The sequence below is a fragment of the Streptomyces sp. NPDC048484 genome (genome assembly GCF_040651415.1).
In the GTDB taxonomy this organism is placed as follows: domain Bacteria; phylum Actinomycetota; class Actinomycetes; order Streptomycetales; family Streptomycetaceae; genus Streptomyces.
Window position 1 is genome coordinate 34,283 of the sequence record NZ_JBEZJY010000001.1, and the last position, 26,359, is coordinate 60,641.

The window sequence follows — 26,359 nt, forward strand, 5'->3', positions numbered from 1 at the left end:
AACCGTTTCGTCGTTACGCCCCTATGCTGGTCCGCATGACGACGAACGCCGACGGAGCAGCCCAGAGTCCGCAGCCGCCCCCGCAGCAGCCGCGCCGCAGGGTTCCCGCCGGGGCGGCGGTGCTCCGGGAGGACGTGACGGAGGCGATCCGGGCGGCCGTCTTCGAGGAGCTCGCGGCTGTCGGGTACGCGCGGATGTCCATCGAGGGGATCGCGCGCCGCGCGGGCGTCGGCAAGACCGCCGTCTACCGCCGGTGGCGCTCCAAGCTGCACCTGGTGCTCGACCTGGTCTCCGCGATCGCCGTGCAGGGACTGCCCGCGCCCGACACGGGCACGCTGGACGGCGACCTGCGACTGCTGTACGAGGTCACCTCACGTGCCCTGCGTCATCCTGTCGCCTCGCAGGTCATCCCCGATCTCCAGGCCGAGGCGGCCCGCAACCCGGAGATCGCGGAGGCCATGCAGAAGGCTCTGCGCGAGGGGCAGGCCGGCGTCGCCAGCGGCATCGTCGCGGCGGCTCAGGCGCGCGGTGAGATCCGTACGGGAATCGACGGCGAACTGGCCCTCGACATAGTTTCAGGACCGTTGTACTGGCGTGCGGTGGTGATCCGTGGACCCAAGCCGCCGAAGGGATATCTGGAGAGTCTGACCCGGGCCACGGCGGCGGCGCTCAAGGCGCTGTAGGCAGGCGGAGACAGGCGGAGACCGGCGCTCCACCTGCGGTTCCGCGGAACCTGCCGCCCAGCTCCGGGCACCTCTCAGCGGGCATTCGACCTTCGTAGCGGCCGGATCGTTGTCATCCACGCCTCACTCCCAAGCCCTTCGGGGGCGCATACTGGAATCACGATGACGAAGCCATCCGCGCCCCGGCGCCACCTGTCCACCAGTCCCTTCAAAGCTCCGGTTGTCCCGGTCGCCAAGCACTTCGCCCTCGGTGACCGTGTGACTCACGACCAGTTCGGCCTGGGCAGGATCGTCGGCGTCGAGGAGGGCATCGCGATGCTCGTCGACTTCGGCTCCCGCCAGGCCCGTATCGTCAGCCCCTACACCCGTATGGACAAACTCTGACGGGTCTCTTCGGAACACTCTCGCCGCGGCCCAGGGTTACGTCGGGCCCGCGGCGAGTGCGTTTCGGGCGGGCTTCAGCCCCGTCGTGCTTGCGGATGAAGTCGTAGCCAGCCCTCCCAGGCCGACGTGATCATGTCGTCGAGGCCGTACTTCGCCTTCCAGCCGAGCTCCGCGGCGATGCGGTCGGCGGCGGCGACGACCCTCGCCGGGTCGCCGGGCCGGCGGGGTGTGACCACCGGCGGAAGCGTGTAGCCGGTGATCTCGTTGATCCGGTCGATCATCCGTCGGACCGGGACTCCCTCCCCGCGGCCGATGTTGAGGGTCAGGCCGGTGCCGGGGGCCGCCGCGAGACGCCTGGCGGCCGCCACGTGGGCCTCCGCCAGGTCGACGACGTGGATGTAGTCACGCACGCAGGTGCCGTCCGGGGTCGCGTAGTCGTCGCCGAAGATCCGCGGAGGCTCGCCCTGTGTGAGCTTCTCGAAGACCATCGGGACGATGTTGAAGACGCCCACGTCGGCCAGTTCCGGTGTCGCCGCCCCCGCCACGTTGAAGTAGCGCAGGGAGGCCGTCGACAGGCCGTGCGCGCGGCCCGTGGCACGCACCAGCCACTCGCCGGCCAGCTTGGTCTCGCCGTACGGGTTGATCGGCACGCAGGGTGTCTCCTCGGTCACGAGGTCGGCATCGGGCATGCCGTACACCGCCGCGGAGGACGAGAACACGAAGGACGGCACCGCCGCGGCCGTGACCGACTGCAGCAGGGCCCGCAGTCCTTCGACGTTCTCGCGGTAGTAGTGCAGCGGCAGCTCCACCGACTCGCCCACCTGTTTCTTCGCCGCCAGGTGCACGACACCGGTGACGGCGTGGTCCTGCAGCGCCCGCGCGACCCGCTCCCCGTCCAGGGTCGAGCCGACGACGAGCGGCACCCCGTCCGGGACACGTTCGGCGATCCCGGTGGACAGGTCGTCGTACACCACGGCCCGTTCGCCCGCCTCGGTCATCGCGCGGACGACGTGCGCCCCGATGTAGCCGGCGCCGCCGGTGATCAGCCAGGTCATGTACGGCCGTCCCCTCGTATGCCCCGCATGGTGCGGATGTGTGGTGTGGATGTGCGGTGTGGATGCGTGGTGGTGTGCGTATGTGGGTCAGTGGTCGCGTGCCGGTGGTTGAGACCGGTGGTGGCGAACCGGTGGTGGCGTATCAGTGAAGCAAACGCCTCACCCTGCGGCTCAGTACGGCCGCCGTCCCGCGCCAGCCGGGCGCGACGCGCAGTGCGAGCGAGCCCGCATGGGTCGCGTACGGCTGGACGAGCAGCACACCGTGCCGGCCGCTCGGCACGACCGACCGGCGCAGCAGGCCCGGACCCGTGCTCGCGTGCGCGGTGGTCTCGCGGCTCGTGCCGTCGTGGAAGCGCAGCCGCAGCCGCAGGTCCCAGGTGCCGGAGCCGAGCGCCGACAGGTCGACCGGAGCCTCGGCCGTCCAGGAGCCGACGTCGGAGTCGAGGTCGGAGCCGATGTCGGAACCGTCGGTGGTGAGGTCGGTAGGACCGGTGGGGGCGATGGGACCGGTGGGGTCGATGGGACCGGTGTCGTCCGGCAGGAACCGTGCGGTGAGCGTGAGCCCGGCCGCCCCGTCCTGGCGGTTCACGAACTCGGCGTCCACGGATGCGGGCGCCGCGTCCGCCATCCGCCCGTACAGCTCGTGCAGGCGCAGGCGCAGGCGCAGCCGCAGCCGGGTGCCGCGCACGCGTGGCCGCAGTTCCGCGTCGACGGCCACGGGAAGGAGGCGCACGGGCCGGTGCAGGAGGTGTTCCAGGGTGACCCGGGGCAGGTCGGCGGACCAGACCGGCGTGCCGTCCGCGGCCCGTGCGTACGGCGGCCGCAGCCGGGAAGGGCGGGCCGCGAGCTCCTTGACGCGGGCCAGGTCGCACGGCTCCTCGGAGGCCAGCACCACCTGCGCGATCACCCTGCCCGGCGCCGGGGCGAGCGCGAAGTCGCCCGCGTCGAACGTCGCGAGGTACGCGCGCGTGAGGGCCCACCACTCCCGCCGGTACCGGTGGCCGCGCAGATCGAGCTCGCGCGCGTACATCCGCAGCGCGTGGTCGAGGAACCTCGCGCGTGACGCCCGGGCCAGCCGCTTCTCACCGGCGGAGAGAAGGACGTCGTACGCCTGGGCGTGCGCGGTGATCCTGGCCCGCCAGTTGTCGACGCCCGACCTGTCCAGCGAGATCGACAGCCGCCCGGCGTTCCGGCGCACGTGCCAGACGTACACCGGGTCCGGGATCAGCGCGATGCGCGGACGGGCGGCGAGCACACGCGCGGTGAAGACGAAGTCCTCGTAGGGGAAGCGCCCTTCGGGGAAGCGGATGCCGTGCTCGCGCAGGAAGTCGCTGCGGTACAGCTTGTTGACGCACAGCGTGTCGTGGACCAGCCGGGTGCGCCGCGACGGGAGAGCCACCCTGGCGGCCCCGGCATACAGCTCGGGCTGCCAGGGCACCTCGCGGCCGGACGGCAGCTCGCGGCGCACGCACAGGCCGGCCGCCACCTCGGTGCCGCGCCCGGCGGCGGCGTCCAGCAGGGCGTCCACGGCGCCGGGCGGCAGTACGTCGTCGCTGTCCAGGAACATCACGTACGGGGCCGTGGCGGCGTCGATCCCGTCGTTGCGCGGGCTGCCGCAGCCGCCGCTGTTGACCTCGCGGCGGATGACCTTCAGGCGTGGCTCGTCGAGCGCGAGGCGGTCCAGGAGGTCCACGCTGCCGTCCGTCGAGGAGTCGTCCACGGCGATCACTTCGTGGACGGCGGGTCCCTGTGCCAGGGCCGAGCGCACCGCGTCCCTCACATGGGCGGCGTCGTCGTACCCGATGACGACGACGGACACCTGTGCCGGACGGGGAGGGCTGGTTTGCATGGCGTGTGTGGTTTGCGGAGCTTGTAGGGCTTGTGCGGCTTGTGAGGCTGGAACTGTTTGCGCGTTTTGCGTCGTTTGCATGAGAGTAATTTCCCGTTATGAGGCATTTACTGTCTCATGGCGAGGATGATGAGGATGGTGGGGATTGTGTGCGGGTTGCGTCTCCTCGGGCCGTGACCCCGCGGGCCGGATCCCGGCCGTCCACAGGCGGTGGAAGGAGAGCCCGGCGGCTGTCGCCAGCAGGCCGTTGCGGACGAGCATCAGCAGGGTGCCCGTCCAGGTGCAGGCCACGACGTCGTCGTACAGGACGGGGTACGCGAGGGAGCTGACCGCCGCGGCCACCGTGATCAGTACCGCCACCGGGCGCTGCGTGGTGTGCCGGGAGGTCAGGCACACGGCGGCCAGGCCGAGCAGCCACACCAGGTACTGGGGGCTGATGACCCGGCTCGTCACGGTGAACAGGAGCACGGCGCTGAGCGCGGCGTCGTACGGGGTCGCCGGCGTCCAGCGGCTCGCGCGCAGCCGCCACAGCAGCAGGGCGCCGAACGCGGCGACGGTGAGCCCGAGCGACATCGCGGCGATCGAGGTGACGTACGGTCCGGTGAACTCCATCGCGCCGTACCGGTAGCCCACGTGTCCCGGCCAGCCCGCGTGGCGCGCGAAGGACAGCACCGTCCCGCCGAGCGACTCGATCTGCACACCCCGGCCGCCCTGCTGGCGCAGGAAGCCGAAGGGGTCGCGGAAGAGGGCGGCGAGGACCAGCAGCAACACGCCCGCGGTGAGCGCGGCCGACGTCCACGCCTCCTTCGTCGTACGCCCCCGGGAGATGCCGATCAGTGCCAGCGCGGGCCACACCTTCACGAGGGCGCCCAGTGCGGCGAACACACCGCACGCGCGCGTGGAGCGAGACAACGTCAACAGAGAGATGACCGCGAGGGCGGTGACCTGCATGTCGTAGCGCGCGAGCGGGATGTGCAGCAGGAGCGGCAGCCCCGCCGTCCAGAGCGCCGTGCCGCGCAGGCTGCGGCCCGGACGGGCGCCCGCGCGCGTGAGGGTGACGGTGACCAGGAGGTCGGTGGCGAGCGTGAGGGCCACGAATGCCTGGAAGTACGTCAGTCCCGGCAGCAGCCCGGGGGACAGCAGGACGGGGCCCGCGCCCGGCGGGTACTGCCACAGCCGGTCGCCCACGGGGAACGTGCCGTCGCCGAGCACGCCGTACCAGCGGGCGTACAGCTCGTGCACCTCGCGCGCGACGCCGCCGACGCCGAGCGGGGCACGGCCGTCCCGGAAGAGCAGCCAGAGCATCAGGACGCGGGTGACCGACCAGGTGGCGGCGAGGGGGAGGAGGCGGGGCGTCGGCGTCGTCCAGGGCTTCATCCAGGGGATCGTAAGCCGCAATACTGCCTATATCGCCTATCTGTCGCCGGTCGCCGGTCGTCTGATGGCCGCCGCCTCGCGCGCCTTCGGCGGTCAGTCGCTGCCCGGGGTCATGTCCTGGGTCTCCTCCAGGGTCGCCGCGTCCAGTGCGCCCGTGAGTCTGTCGAGCCGGGTCCGCAGGTCGAGGATCTCGGCCAGGTCGAACCCCGTCGCGGCGGCGATCCGGCGCGGTACGCGCAGTGCCCGCTCGCGCAGGGCGGCGCCCTCGTCCGTGAGCCCGACGACCACGGACCGCTCGTCCCGGGCGCTGCGCTCACGCCGTACGAGACCTGCCGTCTCCAGCCGCTTCAGCAGGGGTGACAGCGTCCCGGAGTCGAGCCGCAGGTGTTCGCCGACCTTCTTCACCGGCAGCTCGCCGTGCTCCCACAGCACGAGCATGACGAGATATTGGGGGTAAGTGAGCCCCAGGTCCTTCAGGACGACGCGGTACAGACCGCCGAAGGCGCGCGAGGCGGCGTTCAGGGAGAAGCAGATCTGCTGGTCGAGGCGGAGGAAGTCCCCGTCGTGCGCGGAGCCGCCTATGGCGGAATCGGGCGCGGGCATCGTGGTCATGCCTCCAGGATACCTCGGGCGCGTCATTTAGTTGTGCACAATCTAATTGTGTGCTCTACTTGCGTGGTGCGGCGGCCCGGACCAACGCCCGCCGACACGACCTGGACCTTCACGACGTGAGCTTCACGACTTGGACCTTTGAGAGGGATGGTTTCCATGGACGCGATCTACACAGCCGTAGCCACCGCCACCCACGGCCGCGACGGCCGGGCCTACAGCTCCGACGGGCAGCTCGACCTGCAGCTCGGTATTCCGACGGCGATGGGCGGCAACGGCCAGGGCACGAACCCGGAGCAGCTGTTCGCCGCCGGTTACTCCGCCTGTTTCGCCAGCGCGCTCGCTCTGGTGGGGCGTGCGGCGAAGGTCGACGTCAGTGACGCCGCGGTGACCGCGGAGGTCGGTATAGGCAAGCAGGGGGAGGGCTTCGCGCTCGCCGTCACGCTGCGGGTGGAGCTGCCGGAGTCCGTCGACGCCGAGACGGGGCGGAAGCTGGTGGAGCAGGCGCACCAGGTGTGCCCCTACTCCAACGCGACCCGCGGGAACATCCCGGTCGAGCTCGTCGTCGAGTAGTTTTCTCGCCCCCGCCGCCCCTACCCTCCCCCATCGTCACTTCTGGGGGCTGCGCCCCCAAGTCCCCGCATCGGCCTGGACGGCCTCGTCCTCAAACGCCGGACGGGCTGGGTGCCTCAGCCTCTCCGGCGTTTGAGGAGCGGGGGTTCGAAGGCTGGCCCCCGAGCAGTGACGGGAAGGGGCGGCGGGGGCGAAGCTCCTCGTCCGTCACCAACAACGGCAACCCCACCACCGGCACCAGCCACACCATCACCATCAGCCGGTCGATGGCGATGTCGGGATGCGCGGCCATGCTCAGTACCCCGGTCCCCCCGGCCGCGACGAGAAGCACGCCGAAAGTGGGGCGCCGCCGAAGGGCGCCCCACGCGCCGGCCCCGATCAGCACCAGGAACAGCGGCTGGGCCAGCTGCCGCCGCAGCCACTCCACCCAGAAGTTGCCCTCCAGCTGGAAGAACTCCTCCCAGGGGCTCTCCCGGTCGGGCTGGAAGAAGTGGTCGGTGAGCAGGTCCTGGAGGCTGTCCGACTCCGACGGATAGCGGAGCAGCCCGGCGAGCAGGACCGTACCCACGGCCGCCCCCGTCGTCACCTTGAGCAGCGTCCGCACGGCGTTCCCCACCGGCCGCCCCGCCCTTCGGCGGTGGACGCCGATCAGACAGCACGCCCCGGCGAGACACACCGCGAGGAACAGCGCCTGCGCGTGCTTGACGGCGAAGAGCAGCGCCAGCGACACCGCCACCGGACCACCACCGCCCCGTCGCCCGCCCAGCACCAGCGCACAGCCCCACAGCGCCGCCAGGGTGAGCGCCGTCATGGTGCCCTCGGTCATGGGCCGCATCGCGGTCGCACCCGTCGGCAGCACGTAGTACAGCACCTGCCCGGTCAGTGCGGGACCCACCGGGACGCCCACCGTCCGCAGGACGAGGAACACCAGTACGCCCCCGGCCGCCGCGACACACACCCCCGCCGCCCACAGTCCCCACGTCACCCCGAGCAGGGTCACGAACGGCAGGAGCAGCAGCGGATACCCGGGCCGCACCTCGAAGATCCGCATGAACCGCTCGCTCATGAACGGCGCGGTCCAGCCGGACGTCTGCCCCGCGTCGAGCCGCCGCCCGACGCTCCACTCGTAGTAGCGGCGGCACTTCTCCCGTACCGCCGGCCCCGGGTCGGGGGTACGGAAGCGCCGGACGTCCACATCGTGGTTGCGGGAGGCCGTCTCGCCCCGGCTCGCGCACAGATACTCGATGGTTCGCCCCGCCGCCTCCGACTTGTCCGCGCCGCCCAGACCGAGCGCGTACGACAGGTAGTTGCGGCTGTCGGGTGTGTCCCGGCCGGTGACGTTGGCCAGCTGGACGCAGCCGAACACGGCGGCGAGGAACAGCACCCACGCGGCGGGGCGAGCCTTCATGAGCGGGTCAGGGCGTCGCTCGGGGCGCCGGGCGCGGGAACCATGGGTACCGCCATGCCGTCGCCCAGCATCAGCAGCCGTACGACCCGCTCCGCGGCGCGCCCGTCGTCGTACCCGCGAAACCGTGACCGGAAGGCGGCCCGCAGCCGCGTCGACTCCTCGTCCTGCCACGCGCCCGACGCGAACAGCCGCGCCAGCTCGTCCTCGTCACGGGTGACATGGCCCGGCGGCCGCTCGGTGACGTCGAAGTACGTGCCGCGCGCGGCGAGATAGGTGTCCAGGTCGTAGGTGTGCAGGACGATCGGCCGGTCGAGGTGCGCGTAGTCGAACATCAGCGACGAGTAGTCGGTGATCAGCGCGTCGGAGGCGAGCATCAGGTCCGCGACCTCCGGCTCGTCGGTGACATCCAGGACGAGACCCCGCCCGGCCAGGTCCCGGAGGCCGAGGCCTCGTTCGTGGTGCTGGGCCAGCGACGGATGCAGCCGGACGGCCAGGACGTGGTCGCCGGGCAGCCCGGCGACCAGGCGTTCCAGGTCGCAGGTCGGCGCGTAACCGCCCTGGAGGTGGTCGCGGTTGGTGGGCGCGTACAGGATCAGGGTGCTGTGGTCCGGGATGTCGAGACGCTGCCGTACGGACTCCCGCCGGCCCGGCTCCGGCCGGACCAGGCAGTCGTTGCGCGGGCTGCCCGAACGCAGGGACGTGAAGCCGCAGGGGTAGGCGCGGTCCCACACCAGCTCGGAGTGCGCGTTCGCGGCCAGGCTGTAGTCCCAGCGGTCGGCCCGCCGCAGCATCTTCGGGACACTGAAACCACGCCTCGCGCCGGGGTACTTCAGCAGATCCGCGCCCATCGACTTCACCGGGGTGCCCTGGTGCGTGTGGATGTGGACGGCACCCTCGCGCTTCACCAGGTCGTTCGCCCAGTTGACGTTGTTGATCAGATACGTGGCTCGTGCCGTCACCCTGCGATAGGCCCGGCTGCCGGGCAGCACGTGCTCGACACCCGGCGGCAGCGCGTCCAGATGCTCCTGGCCCACCACCCACACCCCCCGGATGTGCGGGGCGATCTCCCGGGCCTTGCGGTGGATCGCCGCCGGGTCGCCGAGGACACCACGGTGCGAGAAGGCCGAGTACACCGCCAGGTTCGGGTCCAGCCCGCGCCACAGGACCAGACGCCGGTGCAGCGCGAGCAGCACCCGGCGCAGCCGTCGCCGCCACACCCGGTAGCGCCTGCGCAGCCCGGCCCGCTTCACGGCGGCGACGCGGTGCAGCCGGTAGAGGGCGTACGGTGCCCGGGCGACCAGGGCGAAGGAGGTCCGCGCGATGTGTGCCCCGAGCCGGTGACCGCTCGGCCGGTGGACGCGCAGGTCCCGCGCCGCACGCCGGTGGAACTCGGGACGCGACGACGGCGGTACGCGGTCCGCCTGGCGGAGGATGAAGAGGTAGTGGTCCGCCATGTGGTCGTAGAGGAAACCGCGCCACCGCGTCAGCCCGGGGCGCTCGTTGACGAACCGGAACAGCCGCTCGTACTGCGCGAACACCTCGAAGTGCTCCCGGCTCGGCGTGCGCATCGCGTTGCCCTGGCGGCGCTGCCGGTAGTACACGCAGATCCGGTCGAGGAGAGTGATCGTGCGGGCCGTCCACAGCGTCTGGTAGACGATCACCGCGTCCTCGTAGAAGCCGGTGGGGAAGGTGAAACCGCCCTCGCGGAAGAAGTCGAGGCGGTACGCCTTGTTCCACACGACCGTGAACAGGTCCAGCAGCTCGGGGCGTTCGGCGACCGTGAACACCGCCGGGCCCGGCGCACCGAACACCTTCGCGTCCCGGTTGCGCTTCACCGCGCCGTACCAGTGCGTGCGCGCGTAGTCGAACAGGACGATGTCCGGCCGTGAGGTCGCGTCGACGCGCTCGGCGATCGCCCGCAGCGTGCCCGGTGTGTAGCTGTCGTCGCTGTCCAGGAAGAGCAGGTACTCGCCCCGCGCCAGCTTCGCACCGTGGTTGCGGGCCGGACCGATGCCGCCGTTGACGGGCAGATGCACCGCCACGACCCGCTCGTCACGGGCCGCGAACTCGTCGATGATCGCCGGGCTGCCGTCCGGGGAGCGGTCGTCAACGACGATCAGCTCGAAGTCGCCGTACGACTGGTCGAGGACCGACTCCAGACAGGTGCGCAGATAGCCCTGCACATTGTGGACGGGCACGACGATGCTGAAGCGGGGCATGGCACTTCCAGATCCGGGATCTCGCTGGGTCGGCAAAGGCGCGGTCGGAGGGGCTGGCGGCGGGACGGTCGGAGGGGATGTCGGAGGGGTGGCCGGCGGGGCGGAGGGAGGGCCGGCGGGCGGGGCGGCATCAGTGCGCCGGCGCGCGGGGGCCCGGCACGGCCGCGACCGCGGCCGGCACCGGCAGGCGGTCCCGCAGCGGGATCACCGGCGGCAGCTCCTCCTCCGGCTGCCCGAGCAGCACCCGCCGTACGACCCGTTCGGCGGCCTGTCCGTCGTCGAACCCGCAGAACCGCGCACGGAACCGGGACCGCAGCTCGGCGGACCGCTCGTCGGACCACTCGCCCGACGTGAGGACCCGGATCAGCTCGTCCTGCGTACGGGCGACATGGCCCGGCGGTTCGGCGAGCAGGTCGAAGTAGACGCCCCGGGTGTCCCGGTAGACGTCCCAGTCGTCGGCGTACGTGACGATGGGCCGGTCGAGGTTGGCGTAGTCGAACATGATCGACGAGTAGTCCGTGATCAGCGCGTCCGAGGCCAGACAGACGTCCTCGGTGTCCCGCAGCGACGTCACGTCGATCAACCGGCCGTCCGCCACGGCCTGCTGGAGACCGGGGTTCCCGTCGAGGAAGTAGTGCGCCCGCAACAGCACCACGAACCGGGGCCCGAGTTCCGCGCAGAACCGCGCCAGGTCGAACTGCGCCGCCACGTCACGCGGATAGTCCCGGTAGGTCGGCGCGTACAGCAGCGCCACCCGGCCCTCGGGGATGCCGAGCCGCTTCCGGATCGCGGCGACCTCACCGGGGGCCGCCGTGTAGAAGCGGTCGTTGCGCGGATAGCCGTACTCCAGGTGGGTGAAGGCGCTGGGGTAGGCACCCGACCAGACCTCCGTGGAGTGCGCGTTGGAGGACAGGGAGCAGTCCCAGCGGTCCACCCGCCGCATCAGCCGGCCGAAGCTCCCGGTGGCGGCCGCGACGGCCCGGTACTCGATCTGGTCGACGCCCATCCGCTTCAGCGGGGTCCCGTGGTGCGTCTGGACGTGCACGGTGCCGGGGCGCTTGCGCACGGCGGACTCGAAGTTGACGTTGTTGAAGGTGTACTTCGCCCGCCCCATCACCTCCCAGTACCGCCTGCTCCCGATCACCACGCTCTCCACGTCCTCGGGCATGTGCGGCAGTTCCTTCTCCTTCACCAGGAACACCGACCGGATGTGCGGGGCGAGTTCGCGTGCCTTGCGGTGGACGGCCGCCGGGTTGCAGGCGTAGCCGCGGCCCCAGTAGGCGGCGAAGACGGCGAGGTTCCTGTCCAGCGGCCGGCGGCGGTACCACGCGTACAGGAGGGCGTGGCGCCTGCGCAGCGTCGAGCGGGCCGCGTACGCCCGCGCCCTCGCCGTCTGCCGGCCGAGGGCCCGCAGCGCGCGGAACGCCGTGTACGCGCCCCGCCGGAGCAGCAGGTCCCGCCCTCCTCCGGTGCGGTGGCCCGCCGGGCGGTGGCGCCGGTAGAGCCTGCCCGCGCGGCGGAAGGAGGCCCTGCCGCAGGGGGCGCCGGCCGCCCTGTCCGCGGTGTCGAGGAATTCCGCGAAGAGCTGGCGGAAGAGGGTGCGGCGGCGGTCCTCCGGGAGATCCGCCCCGGCCGCCCTGCTCAGGACCAGTTCGATCTGGTCGAGGAGGTCGTCGTGGTCCCCGGGCGCGGGGCGGCTCCGTCGGGGTTCGACGTGCCGTACGCACACAGTGGGCAGTACGGCGGTCTTCCCGGCGGCCAGGGCCGCCAGCCCCGGCCGGCTGATGTCCGTGCGGCGGGCCTGGAGCAGGGCGGCCTCGGGGACGTGGTCGGTGAGAAACGTACGGCGGTAGGCGGCGGCCCAGACGGGTGGCAGCCGGACGCAGGACCCGGGGCCGTCCTCGAACCGCTCCGTCACCGGGGCGCCCTCCCACCACGGGACGCGCTCGTGTCCGAGGTAGAGGACGTCCACGTCGCCGGTCTCGCGCAGCCGTGCGTGCACCGTCGCGAGAGCCCCCGGCGACAGGGCGGTGTCCGTGTCGAGGAACAGCAGATACGTGCCGGTGGCCGCCTGCGGGGAGCCCGCCGGGGTGACCCTGGGATCCCGGGCGGCGTACTCGGCGACGACGACTCCCGCCGGGGAGCCGGGGGCGGCGCAGACCGGGATCAGTTCGAAGTCGGGGAAGGACTGGGTGAGGACTGAGTCGAGTGCGGACGGGAGTCGCCCCGCGCCGCCTTGGATGGGGACGATGATGCTGAAGCGGGGCAAGGGGGCATCCATGGGTCGGCTCGGGTGTACTGCTCGGAAACGGCCAAAGGGGTGACCCGGTTACGCCGGATGCGGCATCCGGGGGATGCCGGGAGAACGCGTGACGGGACGGGCCGGCGACCGCCCCGCCCCACCACGAGTGCGCTCCGAGTCCGGGAAATCAGGGCATGTCGACGACCGGGACACCGGCTCCGGGCGTGGGTGCGGGGACCATGGCAAGCGCGGCGGCGGGGGTCCGGCTCGCCGCGGACGGCACCGGACGGCGCTCGTCGGGCGGCACCACCGCCGGCAGACCGGCCGTCTCACCGAGCACGACCCGGCGCACCACACGCTCGGCGGCCCGCCCGTCGTCGTAGGGGCAGAAACGCTCCCGGAAGGCGGCCCTCAGCTGCGTGGAGCGCGAACCGCGCCAGTGCCCGCTCGCGAAGATGTCGATCAGCTCGTCCTCGCTGCGTGCGATCGCGCCGGGCGGAAACGCGCACAGGTCGAAGTAGGTCCCGCGGGCCGCCTCGTACGCCTCCTGGTCGTCCGCGTGGATCACGATCGGCCGGTCGAGGCCCGCGTAGTCGAACATCAGCGACGAGTAGTCCGTGACCAGCGCGTCCGAGGCGAGGCAGAGCGACTCGACACTCGGATGGTCCGACACGTCGATCAGCCGGCTGCTGCGGCGGCTGCCGCTGCTGCTGTCGCTTCCGCTGCCGGTCAGCGGGGCCCGGTAGGCGTGGTGCGCGCGGGTCAGCAGGACGAACCGCGGGCCGAGCCGGCGCAGCACCCGCTCCAGGTCGAGCGCGGTGCGCTGGGCGCGGCGGTAGTCGCGGTGCGTCGGCGCGTACAGGACCGCGACCGCGCCCTCGGGGATGCCGAGGGTCTCGCGCAGCCGGGCCACGTCCGTCGGCGTCGCCTTGTGGAACACGTCGTTGCGCGGCTGGCCGTACTCCAGCATCGTGTAGCCGGCCGGGAAGACGCGCTCCCAGACGAGCGTGGAGTGGCGGTTGCCGGACAGGCAGTAGTCCCACTGGTCGGCGTCGCGCAGCAGCTCGGCGAAGTCCGTGCCGCGTGCCGCCGCCGGACGGTCCTGGAGGTCCAGGCCCATGTGCTTGAGCGGGGTGCCGCGCTGCGTCTGGATCATGATCTGGCCGGGCCGTTTGACCAGCCGGCGGTCGAAGCCGACGTTGTCGACGAGGTACTTGGACCGGGCCAGGGCCGTCCAGTACGCGGCGGAACCGGGCGTCAGCTTGCGCGTCGCCGTCGGGATCGTGTGGTGGAACTCGCGCTCCGCGATCCACGCGGTACGCATCCCCGGCGCATGCGCGCGGAAGGCGGCCTCCAGCGCCCCCGGGTTGCAGCCGTGACCGCGTCCCCCGTAGCCGGCGAACACGGCGTGGTCGGTCCGCACGGGCAGCCGGCGCTGGACGCCGTAGTGCAGCCGGAGCGCGGCGGCCAGGACACCGCGGGCCAGCGTCCCGGTGAGCCGCGCGACGCGTCTCTTCAGTTGCGTCGCCGTCCACAGGGCGCGGTACGTGCGATGGCTGCCGAGGCGTACGAGGGCGTGCCGCAGCCGGTTGTGGGACGGGACACCGGCCTCGCGCACCCGGTAACGGGCGTGGTGGGCGCGGGCCTTGCGCAGGAACGCGGCGCGGGAGCCGGGCGGCAGCCGGTCGCGCTTGAGGAACACGGCCGACAGATGGTCGACCATGCGCTGGAACAGGACCGGGCGCCAGTGCGCCAGTTCGGGGTGCGCGTCGAGGTGGGCGAAGACCCGGTCGTACTGGTCGAAGATGTCGAAGTGCTTGCCGCTGGTCGTGCCGAGGATGTTCCCCAGCCGCCGCTGCCGGTAGTGGACGCAGACACGGTCGAGCGTCGCGATGGTCTCGGCGGCCATCAGGACCGGGTACGTCCAGGGAGTGTCCTCGTAGTAGCCGGGCGGGAACGTGAACTGCTCCCGCTCGATGAACTCCCGGCGGTACGCCTTGTTCCACACGACCATGAGGACGTTCAGCAGCCCCGGCCGGTCGTCGAGGCGGAACGGCGCCGGACCCTCCTCGTTGAGCTGTCCCGCCTGGACGTTGCGGACCGTCTCGCCCGACCAGAAGGTGCGCGCGTAGTCGTAGACCAGGACGTCCGGATCACCGGTTTCCTTGACGCGGTCGGCGATCTCCCGCAGCGCGTGCGGGGTGAGGGTGTCGTCGCCGTCCAGGAAGACCAGGTAGTCGCCGGTCGCGTACCGCATACCCGTGTTGCGGGCCCGGCCGAGGCCCACGTTCTCCTTGAGGTGGACGGCCCGGACCCGAGGTTCGCGGGCCGCGAACTCGTCGACGATCGCACCGCAGGCATCCGGCGAGCAGTCGTCGACAACGATCAACTCGAAGTCGGTGAAGGACTGTTCCAGGACCGATGCCAGGCACTCGTGCAGATACGCCTGCACCTGGTAAGCGGGGACAACGACACTGAACCGGGGCAAGGGACATCCATACGTCGGCGCGGCCATATTTCCCGGCAACGGCCGAAGGGGTTACGTGGTTACGCCGAATGCGGCATGTGGGGGACCCCGGGCGCACGCGAAGGGGCGGACCGGAGACGGCCCGCCCCTCAGAACGCGTACGGGAACGCGTACGTAAACACGCGCGAGAACGCGCACGGTGGGAGCTACTTCACCGCCCCCGCCATCACGCCGGACACGAACTGCCGCTGGAACGCGAAGAACACGGCCAGCGGGATCACCATCGAGATGAACGCGCCGGGCGCGAGCGTCTCGATGTTGCCGGAGAACTGCCGGGTCTGCTCGGTCAGCGCGACCGTCAGCGGTCGGGAGCCGGAGTCCGAGAAGATCAGCGCCACCAGCATGTCGTTCCACACCCACAGGAACTGGAAGATGCCGAGCGAGGCGATCGCGGGCCCGCCGAGCGGCAGGATCACCGTCGTGAACACCCGGGTCTCGCCCGCGCCGTCGAGCCGTGCCGCCTCCAGGAGTTCACGGGGGATCTCCGCGAAGAAGTTGCGCAGCAGGAAGATCGCGAACGGCAGGCCGAAACCCACGTGGAAGAGGACCACGCCGAGGACGCTGCCGAAGATCCCGAGGTCGCCGAAGAGGTCGGCCAGCGGGATCAGGGCGATCTGGATGGGCACCACCAGCAGCGCCACCACGGCCACGAACCACCAGTCGCGGCCCTTGAAGTCCATCCAGGCGAAGGCGTACCCGGCCATGGCGCCGATGACGACGACCAGGGCGGTGGCCGGCACCGTGATCAGCACCGTGTTGAGCAGGGCGTCGGTGATCTCCTCCTTGCCGAGCAGCGTCGAGTAGCTCTCGGTGGTGAGCTGGGAGGGCCTGCTGAAGACGTCCCACCAGCCGGAGTCGGCGATGTCGGTCGGGTCGCGGAACGACGAGGCGAGCAGCCCGACGGCCGGCGTCACCCAGAGCAGCGCGACCAGGATGAGGAAGACCCGCACCATGCCGCCGGCCGCGCCGCTCGCGAGCCTGGAGGCCAGCGAGCGCCGCGGCGGACCTGACGCGTCCACGGCCGGATTCCCGGCGTCCCCGGGGCCCTTCAGAGGTACGGAGGGTGCGGTCACCGTCGGCGCTCCCTTCGCAGTCGGCGGATGTTGACGATCATCACCGGCATCACGAGCAGCAGCAGGACGATGCCGATCGCGCTGCCGAGGCCCTGGTTGTTGCCGCCGCCGAAGGACGCGTTGACCAGTTGCAGGGCCAGCACGTTGGCCTCGTCCTGGCTGGGCTGCGGAGCGATGATGAAGACCAGGTCGAAGATCTTCATCACGTTGATCACCAAGGTGATCAGGACGACGACGAGGACCGGCGCGAGCAGGGGGACCGTGACCCTGCGGAACACCTGCCACTCGTTGGCACCGTCGACCCGGGCCGCCTCCAGGAGGTTGCGGTCCACCCCCGCGAGGCCCGCCGCGATGAGGACCATCGCGAAGCCCGCCCACATCCAGGCGTACGAACCGATGATGGCCGGGGTGACCAGGCTCGGGCCGAGCCAGTCGACGCCGTTGTAGGCCGCCGCGAAGTTCGAGTCGGGCAACCGCAGCCGGGCACCGTCGGCCGACGCCGGCAACGTGAACGTACCGTCGTCGCCCGCCTTCGCGGTGGCCACGACCTTGCCGTCCTTGACCGCCTCCACCTTGATGCCGGGCAGCGCCTTCTCACCCGTGTCGATGGCGCCCTTCGCGCCGCCGCCGCCCAGCTTGAAGTCGAGCCAGACCGTGCCCGACACCCCGTCATCGGAAGGCTCGGCGGCCTTCGCGTCCCCGGGATCGCCCGGCACCTTGTTCGGGGCGATGCCGACCAGCGGGATCAGGGCAGGCGAGCCCGCGCTCACCGTGCCCGTGGAGGTGAAGGAACCCCCGCCGGACGCCTTGAGACCGCTCTCGGTCGACGGGCGGGCCTTGGGGTAGGCGGACGACTCGGCGAACGTGTCGTGCACGCCCACCACCAGGGCGTTGGCCACGCCCTGGTCGGGGTCCGCCTCGTACACCAGCCGGAAGATGATGCCCGCGGCGAGCATGGAGATCGCCATCGGCATGAAGATGACGAGCTTGAACGCCGTCGACCAGCGCACCCGTTCGGTCAGCACGGCGAAGATCAGACCGAGCGCGGTCACCAGCGCCGGAGCGACCGCGACCCAGATCGCCGTGTTCTTGACGGCGGTGAACGTGGCGTCGTCGCTGAACAGATCGCCGTAGTTCCCGAGGCCCACGAAGCCCGAACCGTCGGCGTCGTACAGACTGCGCCAGACCGAGTACCCGATGGGGTAGACCACGAGCGCGCCGAGCAGCACGATCGCGGGCAGCAGGAACAGCCCCGCCACCCACCACCGCGTACCCATCACGCTCTTACGTTTACCGGCGGGCGGCACCGGATTCGCCGGGCCCCCCGCCGTCGCCAGCTGTGACGCCATGGGCGGCCGTCAGCCCTTGTACGCCTTGGCGGCGGACGTCTCGAGCTGTTGCTGCGTGCCCGCGACGTCCTTGGGGGTCTTCAGGAAGTCCTGCAGCGCCTTCCACTCGCCCGTGCCCTGGGTACCGCCGAAGGCGGCCGGGGCCTGGTCGGACATGTCGAAGCGGAAGTCGTCACCCGCCTTGAGCAGCGCTCCGGAGATGTCCCGGGTCACGTCGTCCTTGTACTTCTTCTGGTCCACTTCCTTGTTGGGGGAGATGAAGCCGCCCTGCGCCGCCCACACCTCGGCCGCGTCGGTCGACGCCAGGAAGGTCAGCAGAGCCTGTGAGCCCTTGTCGTCCTTCAGCGCCACCGCCACGTCACCGCCGCTGACCACCGGCGACTTGTCGCCGACCGCGGGGAACGGGAAGACCTTGGCGTCCGTGCCGATCTTGGCCTTCGTGTCGGCGTTGATGTTCGCCGCGACGAAGTCGCCCTCGAAGACCATCGCCGCCGGGGTGTCACCCGAGAAGGTGTTCGTCACCGACTTGGGGAACTCGGTGCGCAGCGCGCCGGCCTTGCCGCCCGCGATCAGGTCGTCCTTGCCCCACAGCTGGGCCAGCGTGGTCAGGGCCTCCTTCACGGAGGGGTCCGTCCACTTGATCTCGTGCTTGGCCAACTGGTCGTACTTCTCCGGTCCCGCCTGCGAGAGGTAGATGTTCTCGAACCAGTCGGTGAGGGTCCAGCCGTCCTGCCCGCCGATGGAGACCGCCGGCGAACCCGCGTCCGACAGGGTCTGCGCGGTCTGGACGAACTCGTCCCAGGTCTTCGGCTCGGCCGTGATGCCCGCCGCCTCGAACGCCGCCGTGTTGTACCAGACCAGCGACTTGTTGGCGGCCTTCGCGTAGACGCCGTACTGCTTGCCCTCGTACGCGCCCAGGTCCTTCCAGCCCGCCGTGAAGTTCTTGTCGAGCTGAGCCTGCGCCTCGGTGCCCAGAGGCTTGATCCAGCCCTTCTGCGCGAACTGGTGGAGCACACCGACCTGCGGAAGGAACGCCACGTTCGGCGGCTTGCCGCCCTGGATCTTCGTGCCCAGGAAGGTGGAGGTGTTGTTGCCGGTCGGTACGTAACTGACCTCCGCGCCCGTCCGCTTCTCGAACTCGTCCAGGACCGCGGTGAAGTTGTCCTGCTCGGGCCCGGTCCACACGGCCGCCACCTCAAGCTTCTGGCCGTCGAGTTTGGGGAGCTGAACGCTGGCCGCGGCGCCGCTCTCGCCGTCACCCCCCTCATCGTCCTTCTTGTCGTCACCGCCGCATGCCGTGAGCGTGAGCGCCATCGCCCCCGCGACGACGGCAGCCGCGGCCCTCGCGGCCCTGCTCCTCCTGTGCGACCTGCTGATACGAAGAGTGCTGCTGCGCATGGTGTGTGCCCCGTTCTCCGTTGAACGTCCGAGAGCCGTCCCGTGCGCTCTTGGTCTACGCCCGTCCGCTTGGCGGCGGCAAGAGCGCCTGCGCTGTCAAGGGGGTGATCGTAACCGCGTCGTGACGTGGAGAGACGCTCTCAGCCCGTCCGGCGTTTGAGGACGAGCGCGTTCAGCGCGATGCGGGGGTCCGGGGGCGGCAGCCCCCAGGTACGGGACGGGAAAGGGCGGCGGGGGCGGAGGAAACCGGCGCTCACAGGAGCGAGGGGACCTCCGCGGCCGAGACGGAGCGGGCGGCCCGCTCCAGGGCACTGGCCAGCAGGGCCAGATCCGTGGGCCCGTTGCCCAGCTCACGGACGGGCCGGCGCGCGGGCGGATCCCCCATGCGAGCCCACTCCAGCGGCACCACCGTGGGCCGCAGCGTCGCGGTACGCGGGATACGGCCGGTGACCCGGCCGCCCTGGAAGGGCGTCGGCCGCCCACCCGGTCCGCTGAGCCTGCCCCGACCCGGTGACGGCTCCTCAGGGCCGGACGCGGGAGTGTCGAGGACGACCCGGAGCCCGGCCCGCCGGGCCAGCTCCGTTCCTTCCGTACGGGCCCCGCCGCCGGTCGCCGCCACCAGATGCACCCCGAGCCGCTCTCCGTCCCGGGCGACCCCTTCCAGGGCCCGTACGACGGAACCGGCGGCCGGGCGCCCGGGGGAGCCCAGCGCGGGGGAGAGCAGCGCGTCCAGATCGTCGACGATCACGACGAGCCGGGGCAGCGGGGGCCCCGTGTCCGCACGGGGCCGGGCCGCGATGGGACGCAGCCGCAGGGTGGCGCTGGAGGACGTGTCGAGATCTGCGGCGCCGGAAGAGGAGCTGGAAGCGGAACCGGAATTGGAGCCGGAAGCGGAGCCGGCGGCGGATCCGGCCTTGGCTCCGGCGGCCGAGCCGGTGGCCTGCCTGGCCGGGGAACCGGCAGAGCGCTGGGCGACGACCCGGTCCGACGCCTCGGGCCGGGAGTGCCACTCGGCGAAGTCGAGCCGCCCGAGCAGCTCGGCCCGCCGCTTCAGCTCGGCGGACAGGGACTGCGCGAACTCCCGCATCCGTACGGGATCGTGGGCGCCCAGATGCGTCGTGACGTGGGGCAGGTCCGTACAGACCTGGAGCCCGTCCCCGCGTGACGCGGCGCCGCCGGTGCCCGTGCCGTCCCGGCCGTCGACCAGCACGATGCCGAGCCGGTCGGGCCGCTCCGCGGCGGCGAGCGACGCTGCCACGGAACGCAGCAGCTCCGTACGCCCGCTGCCCGGCGGGCCCTCGATCAGCAGGTGCGGTCCCTCGTGGGAGAGGTCCACACCGACGGGCCCGCGCGGCCCGGCGCCGAGCACGGCCGTGGCCCGGCCGCCGAGCGCCTCCGGGTCGTCGGCCGCGTCCGCCCAGCGCGCCATCAGGGACGCGGGGGTCGCCCTCGCCAGGCCCAGCTCGTCCAGCAGCCGCGCGCCCTGCGGCAGCGGCGCGGACACGCGCGTGTGCTGCTCGCCGGCGGTGCCCTCCGCACGCAACGGCGCGAGCGCCCGCGCGAAGCGCTCGGCCCACGCCATGGAGACGGCGTCCACCGCGGCGACCGTGCCATGGCCGACGGGACCGCCCGATGCGCCTGACACCCCTGGTGCCCCTGACATCCCCGACGCGCCGTGCGGCTGTGTGCCGGAGGCCACGCGCAGCAGACGCAGAGCCGTCGCCACGTCGCCGCTGAGCAGTGCGACGGCCCCGCACTCGCGGAACGCGGGGGACACCGCGCAGGCCGCCTCGTACGTGTCGGCCACCGGCGAGGCGGGCGACGCGGCCGGTGTCTCGGCGAGACAGATGACGTGGATCCCGACCTGGGGCCCCTCGGCCGCGAGCCGTGACACGGCTTCCCGGACAGAGGCCGACCCGGGGTCCCCGTCCACCACGACGACGGTGTGGGGGCCGGCCCACTCGGCCGCCTCCGCGAGGTCGTCGGACCGCGCGGAGGAAGGCCGCCGGCCGCCTCCTCGCGCCTCATCGGCCTGTGTGCCGCTGCGGGGGAGTCCCAGGTGAGTGGCGTGGTTGTCGCGTACGAGGGGATGGCTCCCAGGAGCGAGCGCTGAGGCACCGAGGTCGTGCGCACCGGAGGCTTCCCGGCCGCCCCGGCCAGGCGCGTACGTCCCGGAGGGGGCGTCCGGGCCCGTGTCCGCCGGGTTCCCCGGGTGGCGCGCGAAGGCCCCGCTGTCATCCGGCGAGCCTCCGGCGAGGCGGGATCCGTGACCCCTCTCGACGGCGCGCCCCGTCTCCGTCAGATGGTCCTCCAGGCGCCGGACCAGCTCCTCCGTACGCGCTGTCGCCTGTTCACGGTCGTAGGCGAGGAGGAGGCGGCAGTCCTGGCCGTGGGTGGGGCGCAGGTGGGGCAGCCAGCCGAGCCACGACCACTCGGCGGTGCGCTCCTCCAGGGAGCGCGAGCGGTCAGTGCTGAGGAGCGTGATCTCCAGCGAGTCGGGGGAGTGCAGTGCGGCGAGCTGGGCCACCACCGCGCGCGCGAGCCCCGAGAGGCGCTCGCGCGGTCCGGCCAGACCCAGCGCCCCGACCTCCCGCAGTCCGGCGGTCACCGGGACGGCGGGCAGCAGACCGGAGCCGTCGGGCGCGCTCCGGTCCGCCGTGCCCAGCCGGACCGTGAGTGTCTCCTGGTGCCCCGGCCCGCGCTCCCACAGCCGCGGCCCCGGTCCGAGCGCCGTCAGCAGCAGCGCGGCGGGATCGGGCCACCGCTCCGGCTCGGGCACGCCCAGGGGGACGGGCTCGGCGAACGGCGCCTCGTACGACTCGTACGTGTCGTACTCGGCCTCGTCGGCCTCGGCACCCTCGTCGTCGTACGGGTCGTCACTCCGGGTGCCCGCCAGCCGGCGGGCCCATGCGGAGAGCCCGCGCTTGCGCGCACCGCGCGGCACGGGCGTCCCCCGGAGGGGAGTGCCCTGGCGTTTGCCCTCACCGGGTCCCTGGACATCCGGGCCCTCCTCGGCCGGCCCGCCGAAGGCCGTGCGCTCCGACCGGGGTGCTCCGCCCTGCCGGGGCACCATATGCGGCCCCGCGGGTACGTGCCCCTGGGCCGCCGAGGTCCCGCCTTCGGCGGCGCCCCACCCGGCCGTCCCGTAGCCGTGATGGGTCTCGGCGGTCGGCGGCGCGGTCCGGGAGCCGGAATCCCGGGGGGCCGGGGGATCCTCGGGGGAGCCCCCGTCCCGCGCGCGGGGCACATTCGCGCCTCCGGTCTCCGCCCCGCCGGATACGGCTGGATTCCGACCCCGGCCGTGGCTCTGTCCCTGGCCCTGTCCTTGTCCTTGTCCCTGGTTCTGTGCGTGGCTCTGCTGCCGCGAACGGCCGGGAGCCTCCGGTGCCTCCGGTGCCGTGACCACCCGTACATGCCCCTCGCCGTCCGGCGCGGTCTCCCGGATGTCGGCCGGTTCGCCCGCCGGGGCCAGCCGCAGGGCCGACTCGCCCACCCGAAGCAGCGCCCCGGGCGCGAAGCGCACCGGGCGCTCGCTCACGCGCCTGCCGTCCAGCACCGTGCCGTTCGTGGAGCCCAGGTCCGCGACCGAGACGTGGCCGTCCGCCGCGACGGTCACCGCGCAGTGCAGACGGGATACGTCCGGGTCGTCCAGAGGTACGTCGGCGTCGGCGGAGCGGCCGATGTCGATCCGTCCGCCGTGCAGCAGATGGACGCCCCCGGCGTCGGGCCCGGCGACCACACGCAGCTGGGCGGCGGCGGGATCGACATCGGGACCTGGCTGTGCCGGGGAGCCCAGGGACAGCACGGCGCCGTCCATCAGCGGTGGCTCACCCAGCGTGCAGCGCTGTGCGTCGAGCCGCTCCGCCTCCGCGTACAGCACCCCTGGGCCCTCACCCCCGACCGCCGAGGCGAGGCCGGAGGCCACCACCGCGAGCGCGGTCCCGGCGGGTGCTGTGACCAGCACGTCGCAGGACGAGGGGCGTCCGTCGGGGCGCGTGCCCAGCGGGTCTACGACGGTCAGCCGGATCTGCATCGCCGTCAGCGGTCCCTTCTGTCGCGGGCGCCCGCGACGGGGCTGTCCCGCGGTCCCCCACCGCAGTTTCCCCCACCGCGCACGGACACGTCGGCCAGTACGGAAAGCATCCTCGCACCTGAGACTGACAACACGCCCGCGTTCCCCGGCCAAGTGATCTTGATTGGTCGGCTCTGCCCGCAAAAGTGCCTGACCAATGCCCGGTTGAGATCGCTCACGTCGGGATCGGGCAACCAAACCACCCGAAGTGAGCGTCTTTTCATCGAACGCATACGGGAAAGTCCCACGTAATGCATAGGTGGGCCGGGCTGAGGAAACCGCAGCACGACGACAGCCCGATGCCGTGTTCGGCGGCATTACAGTGGGTCGGAACCACCGGTACCACGGTGGACGGACCAGGCAAGCAAGCAGCAGGGAGCGCATGACGTGCGGCCGGTAGGCAGCAAGTACCTGCTCGAGGAGCCGCTCGGGCGCGGCGCCACGGGCACCGTCTGGCGGGCCAGCCAGCGCGAGACCGCGGGCGCCGAGGCGGCCGTGGCCGGTCAGCCCGGCGAGACCGTGGCGATCAAGGTCCTCAAGGAGGAGCTCGCATGCGACGCGGACATCGTGATGCGGTTCCTGCGGGAGCGCTCCGTGCTGCTCCGCCTGACCCATCCGAACATCGTGCGCGTACGGGACCTCGTGGTCGAGGGCGATCTGCTGGCGCTGGTCATGGACCTGATCGACGGTCCTGACCTGCACCGCTACCTGCGGGAGAACGGCCCGTTCTCTCCGATGGCGGCCGCCCTCCTCACCGCCCAGGTGGCTGACGCGCTCGCCGCCAGCCATGCCGACGGCGTCGTGCACCGCGACCTGAAGCCGGCGAACGTCCTGCTCCAGCAGGTCAACGGCCAGATGCACCCAATGCTGACGGACTTCGGCATCGCCCGCCTCGCCGACTCCCCGGGCCTGACCCGCACCCACGAGTTCGTCGGCACGCCCGCGTACGTCGCGCCCGAGTCCGCCGAGGGCCGCCCGCAGACCTCCGCCGTCGACATCTACGGCGCCGGAATCATGCTGTACGAGCTGGTCACCGGCCGTCCGCCGTTCGGCGGCGGGTCGGCCCTGGAAGTACTCCACCAGCACCTGAGCGCCGAACCGCGCCGGCCCTCCACGGTTCCCGATCCGCTGTGGACCGTCATAGAGCGCTGTCTGCGAAAGAACCCCGACGAACGGCCCAGCGCCGAGAACCTCGCCCGTGGCCTGCGTACGGTCGCCGCGGGCATCGGGGTGCACGCGAACTCTGCGCAGATCGGCGCCGCCGAGGCCGTGGGTGTGCTCCTCGTCCCGGACCCGGCGCCCGCCGCCGTGCCGGGCGAATCCGGCGCCGCCGACCCCACCCAGGTGCTCCCGCAGAACGCGGCCGCGTACGACCCGAACGGCGCGACCAGCGTCCTGCCGCAGACCGGCGCGGCCGCGGGCGCCGCCGACCCCACCGCCGTACTGCCCCACCACGGTGCGGCCGACCCGACCGCCGTGATGCCGCCGGTGCCGCCGAACCAGGCCGGGGCGGGCCCCCAGGACCCGCACCCCTGGCAGAACCAGCTCCGCGCGGCCCGCGACCGCAACGAAGCGACGCAGGTGCAGTCGCACGTCGACCCGAACGAGGACCCGCTGCGGCGCCGCCCGCAGCGACAGGTCGCCCGGCCGCCCCAGCAGCAGCCGCAGCCGCCGCCTTCGCAACAGCCACAGCCGCGCGGGCGATCCCGGCAGCAGCAGCAGCAGCCGCCGCAGAACCAGCCCGGATACGGGTATCCGCAGCAGGGACAGCAGCCGCAGGGGTACGCCCCTCAGCAGCAGCCCCAGCAGCGGTACGCCCCCGCGCCGCAGCAGCCCCAGCAGCCCGCGCCGCGTCCGCCCCGCGAGCCCCGGGAACCCCGGCAGCGCAGCGCCAACCGGATGAAGATCCCCGGGCTCGGCTGCCTCAAGGGATGCCTGTTCACGATCGTCATCCTCTTCGCGGCCGGGTGGGCGATCTGGGAGTTCAGCCCGCTCCAGGGCTGGATCGGGACGTCCCAGAGCTACTGGGAGCAGCTCGGGGACGGGTACGACAAAGTCTCCGGATGGGTCGACAGGCTCGGGAAGTAGATCTTCACGGGCGGCGTTCTCAGGAACTTGCTCCCTCGAACCCCTCAAAATCCCCAGAACCGCACCGCGGTTCTGGGGATTTGTCGACACCTGGGGGGTGATTTCCGTCGCCGAAGTGAAGGTTGGCGCTCCGGGCGCGTAGTTTTGTCGCCAACACGCGCCCGTAGGAGCAGTCTTGGTACGGAAGATCGGCAGCCGGTACACCGCGCACCAGATCCTGGGGCGGGGGAGCGCCGGCACGGTGTGGCTGGGCGAGGGGCCCGAGGGCCCCGTCGCCATCAAGCTGCTGCGCGAGGACCTGGCGTCCGACCAGGAACTGGTGGGGCGTTTCGTGCAGGAGCGGACGGCCCTGCTCGGCCTCGACCATCCGCATGTCGTCTCCGTGCGGGACCTCGTGGTCGACGGCAACGATCTCGCCCTGGTCATGGACCTCGTACGCGGCACGGACCTGCGCACCCGGCTCGACCGGGAGCGGCGGCTCGCGCCCGAGTCGGCCGTCGCGATCGTGGCCGACGTCGCGGACGGTCTCGCCGCGGCGCACGCGGCGGGCGTCGTGCACCGGGACGTGAAGCCCGAGAACGTGCTGCTCGACATGCAGGGACCACTCGGACCCGGCGGTTCGCACCCCGCGCTGCTCACGGACTTCGGGGTCGCCAAGCTCATCGACTCGCCGCGGCGCACCCGGGCAACGAAGATCATCGGTACGCCGGACTACCTGGCGCCCGAGATCATCGAGGGGCTCCCGCCGCGGGCGGCCGTCGACATCTACGCGCTGGCGACCGTGCTGTACGAGCTCCTGGCGGGGTTCACGCCGTTCGGCGGCGGGCATCCGGGAGCGGTCCTTCGCCGGCACGTCACCGAGACCGTGGTCCCGCTGCCCGGGATCCCGGACGAGCTGTGGCAACTGCTCGTGCAGTGTCTGGCCAAGGCGCCGGCGTCCCGGCTGCGGGCGTCCGAGCTGGGAGAGCGGCTGCGGGAGCAGCTGCCCCTGCTCGACGGGATGCCGCCGCTGGACGTGGACGAGCCGGACGGGGAGTCGGACGGCACCTACGACGAGGACGCCGCGCCGGCCGAGCCGGAGGCTCCGCGGGAGCGGGTGCGGCGCGGGGCCGTTCCGCTGGTACCGGGACCCAAGCCCGACTCCAACCGGGACACGCACACATCGATGAGGGTGCCCGGGCCGGACGAGCTGGCGGGGGGCGCTCTCGGCACGGCCCGCGCTCCCCGTGCGGCGGGAGCGCCGCGGCCGGGGTCCGCGCGGCACCGGGCCTCCGCACGGCGGCGCCGGATCACGCTCGGGGTGGCCGGGGTCGCCCTGGTCGCCGCGATCGGGGGTGGCGCGTGGCTCGCCACCTCGGGGGACGACGCGGACACGCCCTCCGACACGGAGAACTCCGCTCCGGCCGCACCGTGACCGACCGGGCCTTTTTCGCCCCCGCCGCCCCTTCCCTCC

17 protein-coding genes are annotated in these 26,359 nt (G+C 72.2%); 5 read left to right on the top strand and 12 right to left on the bottom strand.

Annotated features, from left to right (window positions below):
* The first annotated feature begins 35 nt into the window (after positions 1-35).
* A complete protein-coding gene (locus AB0D14_RS00130) occupies positions 36-683 on the top strand; it encodes a TetR/AcrR family transcriptional regulator (protein ID WP_362772333.1) in 648 nt (215 codons plus the stop codon).
* Positions 684-845: 162 nt separating this feature from the next.
* On the top strand, positions 846-1,067 hold the full coding sequence (locus AB0D14_RS00135; RefSeq protein ID WP_055517933.1) for a hypothetical protein: 222 nt from the start codon (positions 846-848) through the stop codon (positions 1,065-1,067).
* A gap of 74 nt (positions 1,068-1,141) precedes the next feature.
* On the opposite strand, the gene galE is transcribed toward AB0D14_RS00135, so the two are convergent.
* The 4 genes from galE to AB0D14_RS00155 form a co-directional block, all read right to left on the bottom strand.
* Positions 1,142-2,122: a UDP-glucose 4-epimerase GalE gene (gene galE, locus AB0D14_RS00140; protein ID WP_362772337.1), complete on the bottom strand. Its 981-nt coding sequence runs from the start codon at positions 2,120-2,122 to the stop codon at positions 1,142-1,144.
* 142 nt (positions 2,123-2,264) lie between these two features.
* Positions 2,265-3,971, bottom strand: a complete 1,707-nt coding sequence (locus AB0D14_RS00145; RefSeq protein WP_362772340.1) for a glycosyltransferase — start codon at positions 3,969-3,971, stop codon at positions 2,265-2,267.
* Positions 3,972-4,067: 96 nt separating this feature from the next.
* Positions 4,068-5,348, bottom strand: a complete 1,281-nt coding sequence (locus tag AB0D14_RS00150; RefSeq protein ID WP_362772342.1) for a glycosyltransferase family 87 protein — start codon at positions 5,346-5,348, stop codon at positions 4,068-4,070.
* A 93-nt stretch (positions 5,349-5,441) separates the two neighbouring features.
* Complete coding sequence (locus tag AB0D14_RS00155; RefSeq protein WP_362772345.1) at positions 5,442-5,960, bottom strand: MarR family transcriptional regulator; 519 nt, start codon at positions 5,958-5,960, stop codon at positions 5,442-5,444.
* 156 nt (positions 5,961-6,116) lie between these two features.
* Here AB0D14_RS00155 and AB0D14_RS00160 point away from each other — a divergent pair, with 156 nt between their 5' ends.
* Positions 6,117-6,530 carry an organic hydroperoxide resistance protein gene (locus tag AB0D14_RS00160; RefSeq protein WP_362772347.1) on the top strand — a complete coding sequence of 138 codons (414 nt, stop codon included), beginning with the start codon at positions 6,117-6,119 and terminating at the stop codon, positions 6,528-6,530.
* Between the two features lie 91 nt (positions 6,531-6,621).
* Here AB0D14_RS00160 and AB0D14_RS00165 read toward each other — a convergent pair whose 3' ends face one another.
* The 8 genes from AB0D14_RS00165 to AB0D14_RS00200 form a co-directional block, all read right to left on the bottom strand.
* Positions 6,622-7,938 (bottom strand): hypothetical protein, encoded by a 1,317-nt coding sequence (locus AB0D14_RS00165; protein ID WP_362772350.1) that lies wholly within the window; start codon positions 7,936-7,938, stop codon positions 6,622-6,624.
* Positions 7,935-10,157, bottom strand: a complete 2,223-nt coding sequence (locus AB0D14_RS00170) for a bifunctional glycosyltransferase family 2 protein/CDP-glycerol:glycerophosphate glycerophosphotransferase (protein WP_362772353.1) — start codon at positions 10,155-10,157, stop codon at positions 7,935-7,937. Before AB0D14_RS00170 ends, AB0D14_RS00165 begins: the two co-directional genes overlap by 4 nt.
* A 130-nt stretch (positions 10,158-10,287) precedes the next feature.
* The gene (locus tag AB0D14_RS00175; RefSeq protein ID WP_362772356.1) at positions 10,288-12,426 is read right to left on the bottom strand and encodes a CDP-glycerol:glycerophosphate glycerophosphotransferase; all 2,139 of its coding nucleotides are present in this window, start codon (positions 12,424-12,426) and stop codon (positions 10,288-10,290) included.
* A gap of 160 nt (positions 12,427-12,586) precedes the next feature.
* Positions 12,587-14,887, bottom strand: coding sequence for a bifunctional glycosyltransferase family 2 protein/CDP-glycerol:glycerophosphate glycerophosphotransferase (locus AB0D14_RS00180; protein ID WP_362772359.1), 2,301 nt, complete (start codon positions 14,885-14,887; stop codon positions 12,587-12,589).
* Positions 14,888-15,072: 185 nt separating this feature from the next.
* Positions 15,073-15,879, bottom strand: a complete 807-nt coding sequence (locus tag AB0D14_RS00185) for a carbohydrate ABC transporter permease (protein ID WP_362773111.1) — start codon at positions 15,877-15,879, stop codon at positions 15,073-15,075.
* A 116-nt stretch (positions 15,880-15,995) separates the two neighbouring features.
* On the bottom strand, positions 15,996-17,348 hold the full coding sequence (locus AB0D14_RS00190; RefSeq protein WP_362772362.1) for a sugar ABC transporter permease: 1,353 nt from the start codon (positions 17,346-17,348) through the stop codon (positions 15,996-15,998).
* Between the two features lie 9 nt (positions 17,349-17,357).
* Positions 17,358-18,746, bottom strand: coding sequence for an ABC transporter substrate-binding protein (locus tag AB0D14_RS00195; RefSeq protein WP_362772365.1), 1,389 nt, complete (start codon positions 18,744-18,746; stop codon positions 17,358-17,360).
* 253 nt (positions 18,747-18,999) lie between these two features.
* Complete coding sequence (locus AB0D14_RS00200; RefSeq protein WP_362772368.1) at positions 19,000-22,779, bottom strand: FHA domain-containing protein; 3,780 nt, start codon at positions 22,777-22,779, stop codon at positions 19,000-19,002.
* A gap of 426 nt (positions 22,780-23,205) precedes the next feature.
* Between AB0D14_RS00200 and AB0D14_RS00205 the strand changes: the two genes are divergently transcribed.
* Complete coding sequence (locus AB0D14_RS00205; RefSeq protein ID WP_362772371.1) at positions 23,206-24,906, top strand: protein kinase; 1,701 nt, start codon at positions 23,206-23,208, stop codon at positions 24,904-24,906.
* 175 nt (positions 24,907-25,081) lie between these two features.
* Entirely contained in the window at positions 25,082-26,320 is a 1,239-nt protein-coding gene (locus AB0D14_RS00210; RefSeq protein ID WP_362772374.1) for a serine/threonine-protein kinase, read from the top strand.
* Positions 26,321-26,359 lie beyond the last annotated feature (39 nt).

What these genes read in the sequence shown, in the direction of transcription:
- AB0D14_RS00130 (WP_362772333.1), top strand. Translation starts at nt 36, where the DNA reads ATGACGACGAACGCCGACGGAGCAGCCCAGAGTCCGCAGCCGCCCCCG.
- AB0D14_RS00135 (WP_055517933.1), top strand. Translation starts at nt 846, where the DNA reads ATGACGAAGCCATCCGCGCCCCGGCGCCACCTGTCCACCAGTCCCTTC.
- galE (WP_362772337.1), bottom strand. Translation starts at nt 2,122, where the DNA reads ATGACCTGGCTGATCACCGGCGGCGCCGGCTACATCGGGGCGCACGTC.
- AB0D14_RS00145 (WP_362772340.1), bottom strand. Translation starts at nt 3,971, where the DNA reads ATGCAAACCAGCCCTCCCCGTCCGGCACAGGTGTCCGTCGTCGTCATC.
- AB0D14_RS00150 (WP_362772342.1), bottom strand. Translation starts at nt 5,348, where the DNA reads ATGAAGCCCTGGACGACGCCGACGCCCCGCCTCCTCCCCCTCGCCGCC.
- AB0D14_RS00155 (WP_362772345.1), bottom strand. Translation starts at nt 5,960, where the DNA reads ATGACCACGATGCCCGCGCCCGATTCCGCCATAGGCGGCTCCGCGCAC.
- AB0D14_RS00160 (WP_362772347.1), top strand. Translation starts at nt 6,117, where the DNA reads ATGGACGCGATCTACACAGCCGTAGCCACCGCCACCCACGGCCGCGAC.
- AB0D14_RS00165 (WP_362772350.1), bottom strand. Translation starts at nt 7,938, where the DNA reads ATGAAGGCTCGCCCCGCCGCGTGGGTGCTGTTCCTCGCCGCCGTGTTC.
- AB0D14_RS00170 (WP_362772353.1), bottom strand. Translation starts at nt 10,157, where the DNA reads ATGCCCCGCTTCAGCATCGTCGTGCCCGTCCACAATGTGCAGGGCTAT.
- AB0D14_RS00185 (WP_362773111.1), bottom strand. Translation starts at nt 15,879, where the DNA reads ATGGTGCGGGTCTTCCTCATCCTGGTCGCGCTGCTCTGGGTGACGCCG.
- AB0D14_RS00190 (WP_362772362.1), bottom strand. Translation starts at nt 17,348, where the DNA reads ATGGCGTCACAGCTGGCGACGGCGGGGGGCCCGGCGAATCCGGTGCCG.
- AB0D14_RS00195 (WP_362772365.1), bottom strand. Translation starts at nt 18,746, where the DNA reads ATGCGCAGCAGCACTCTTCGTATCAGCAGGTCGCACAGGAGGAGCAGG.
- AB0D14_RS00200 (WP_362772368.1), bottom strand. Translation starts at nt 22,779, where the DNA reads ATGCAGATCCGGCTGACCGTCGTAGACCCGCTGGGCACGCGCCCCGAC.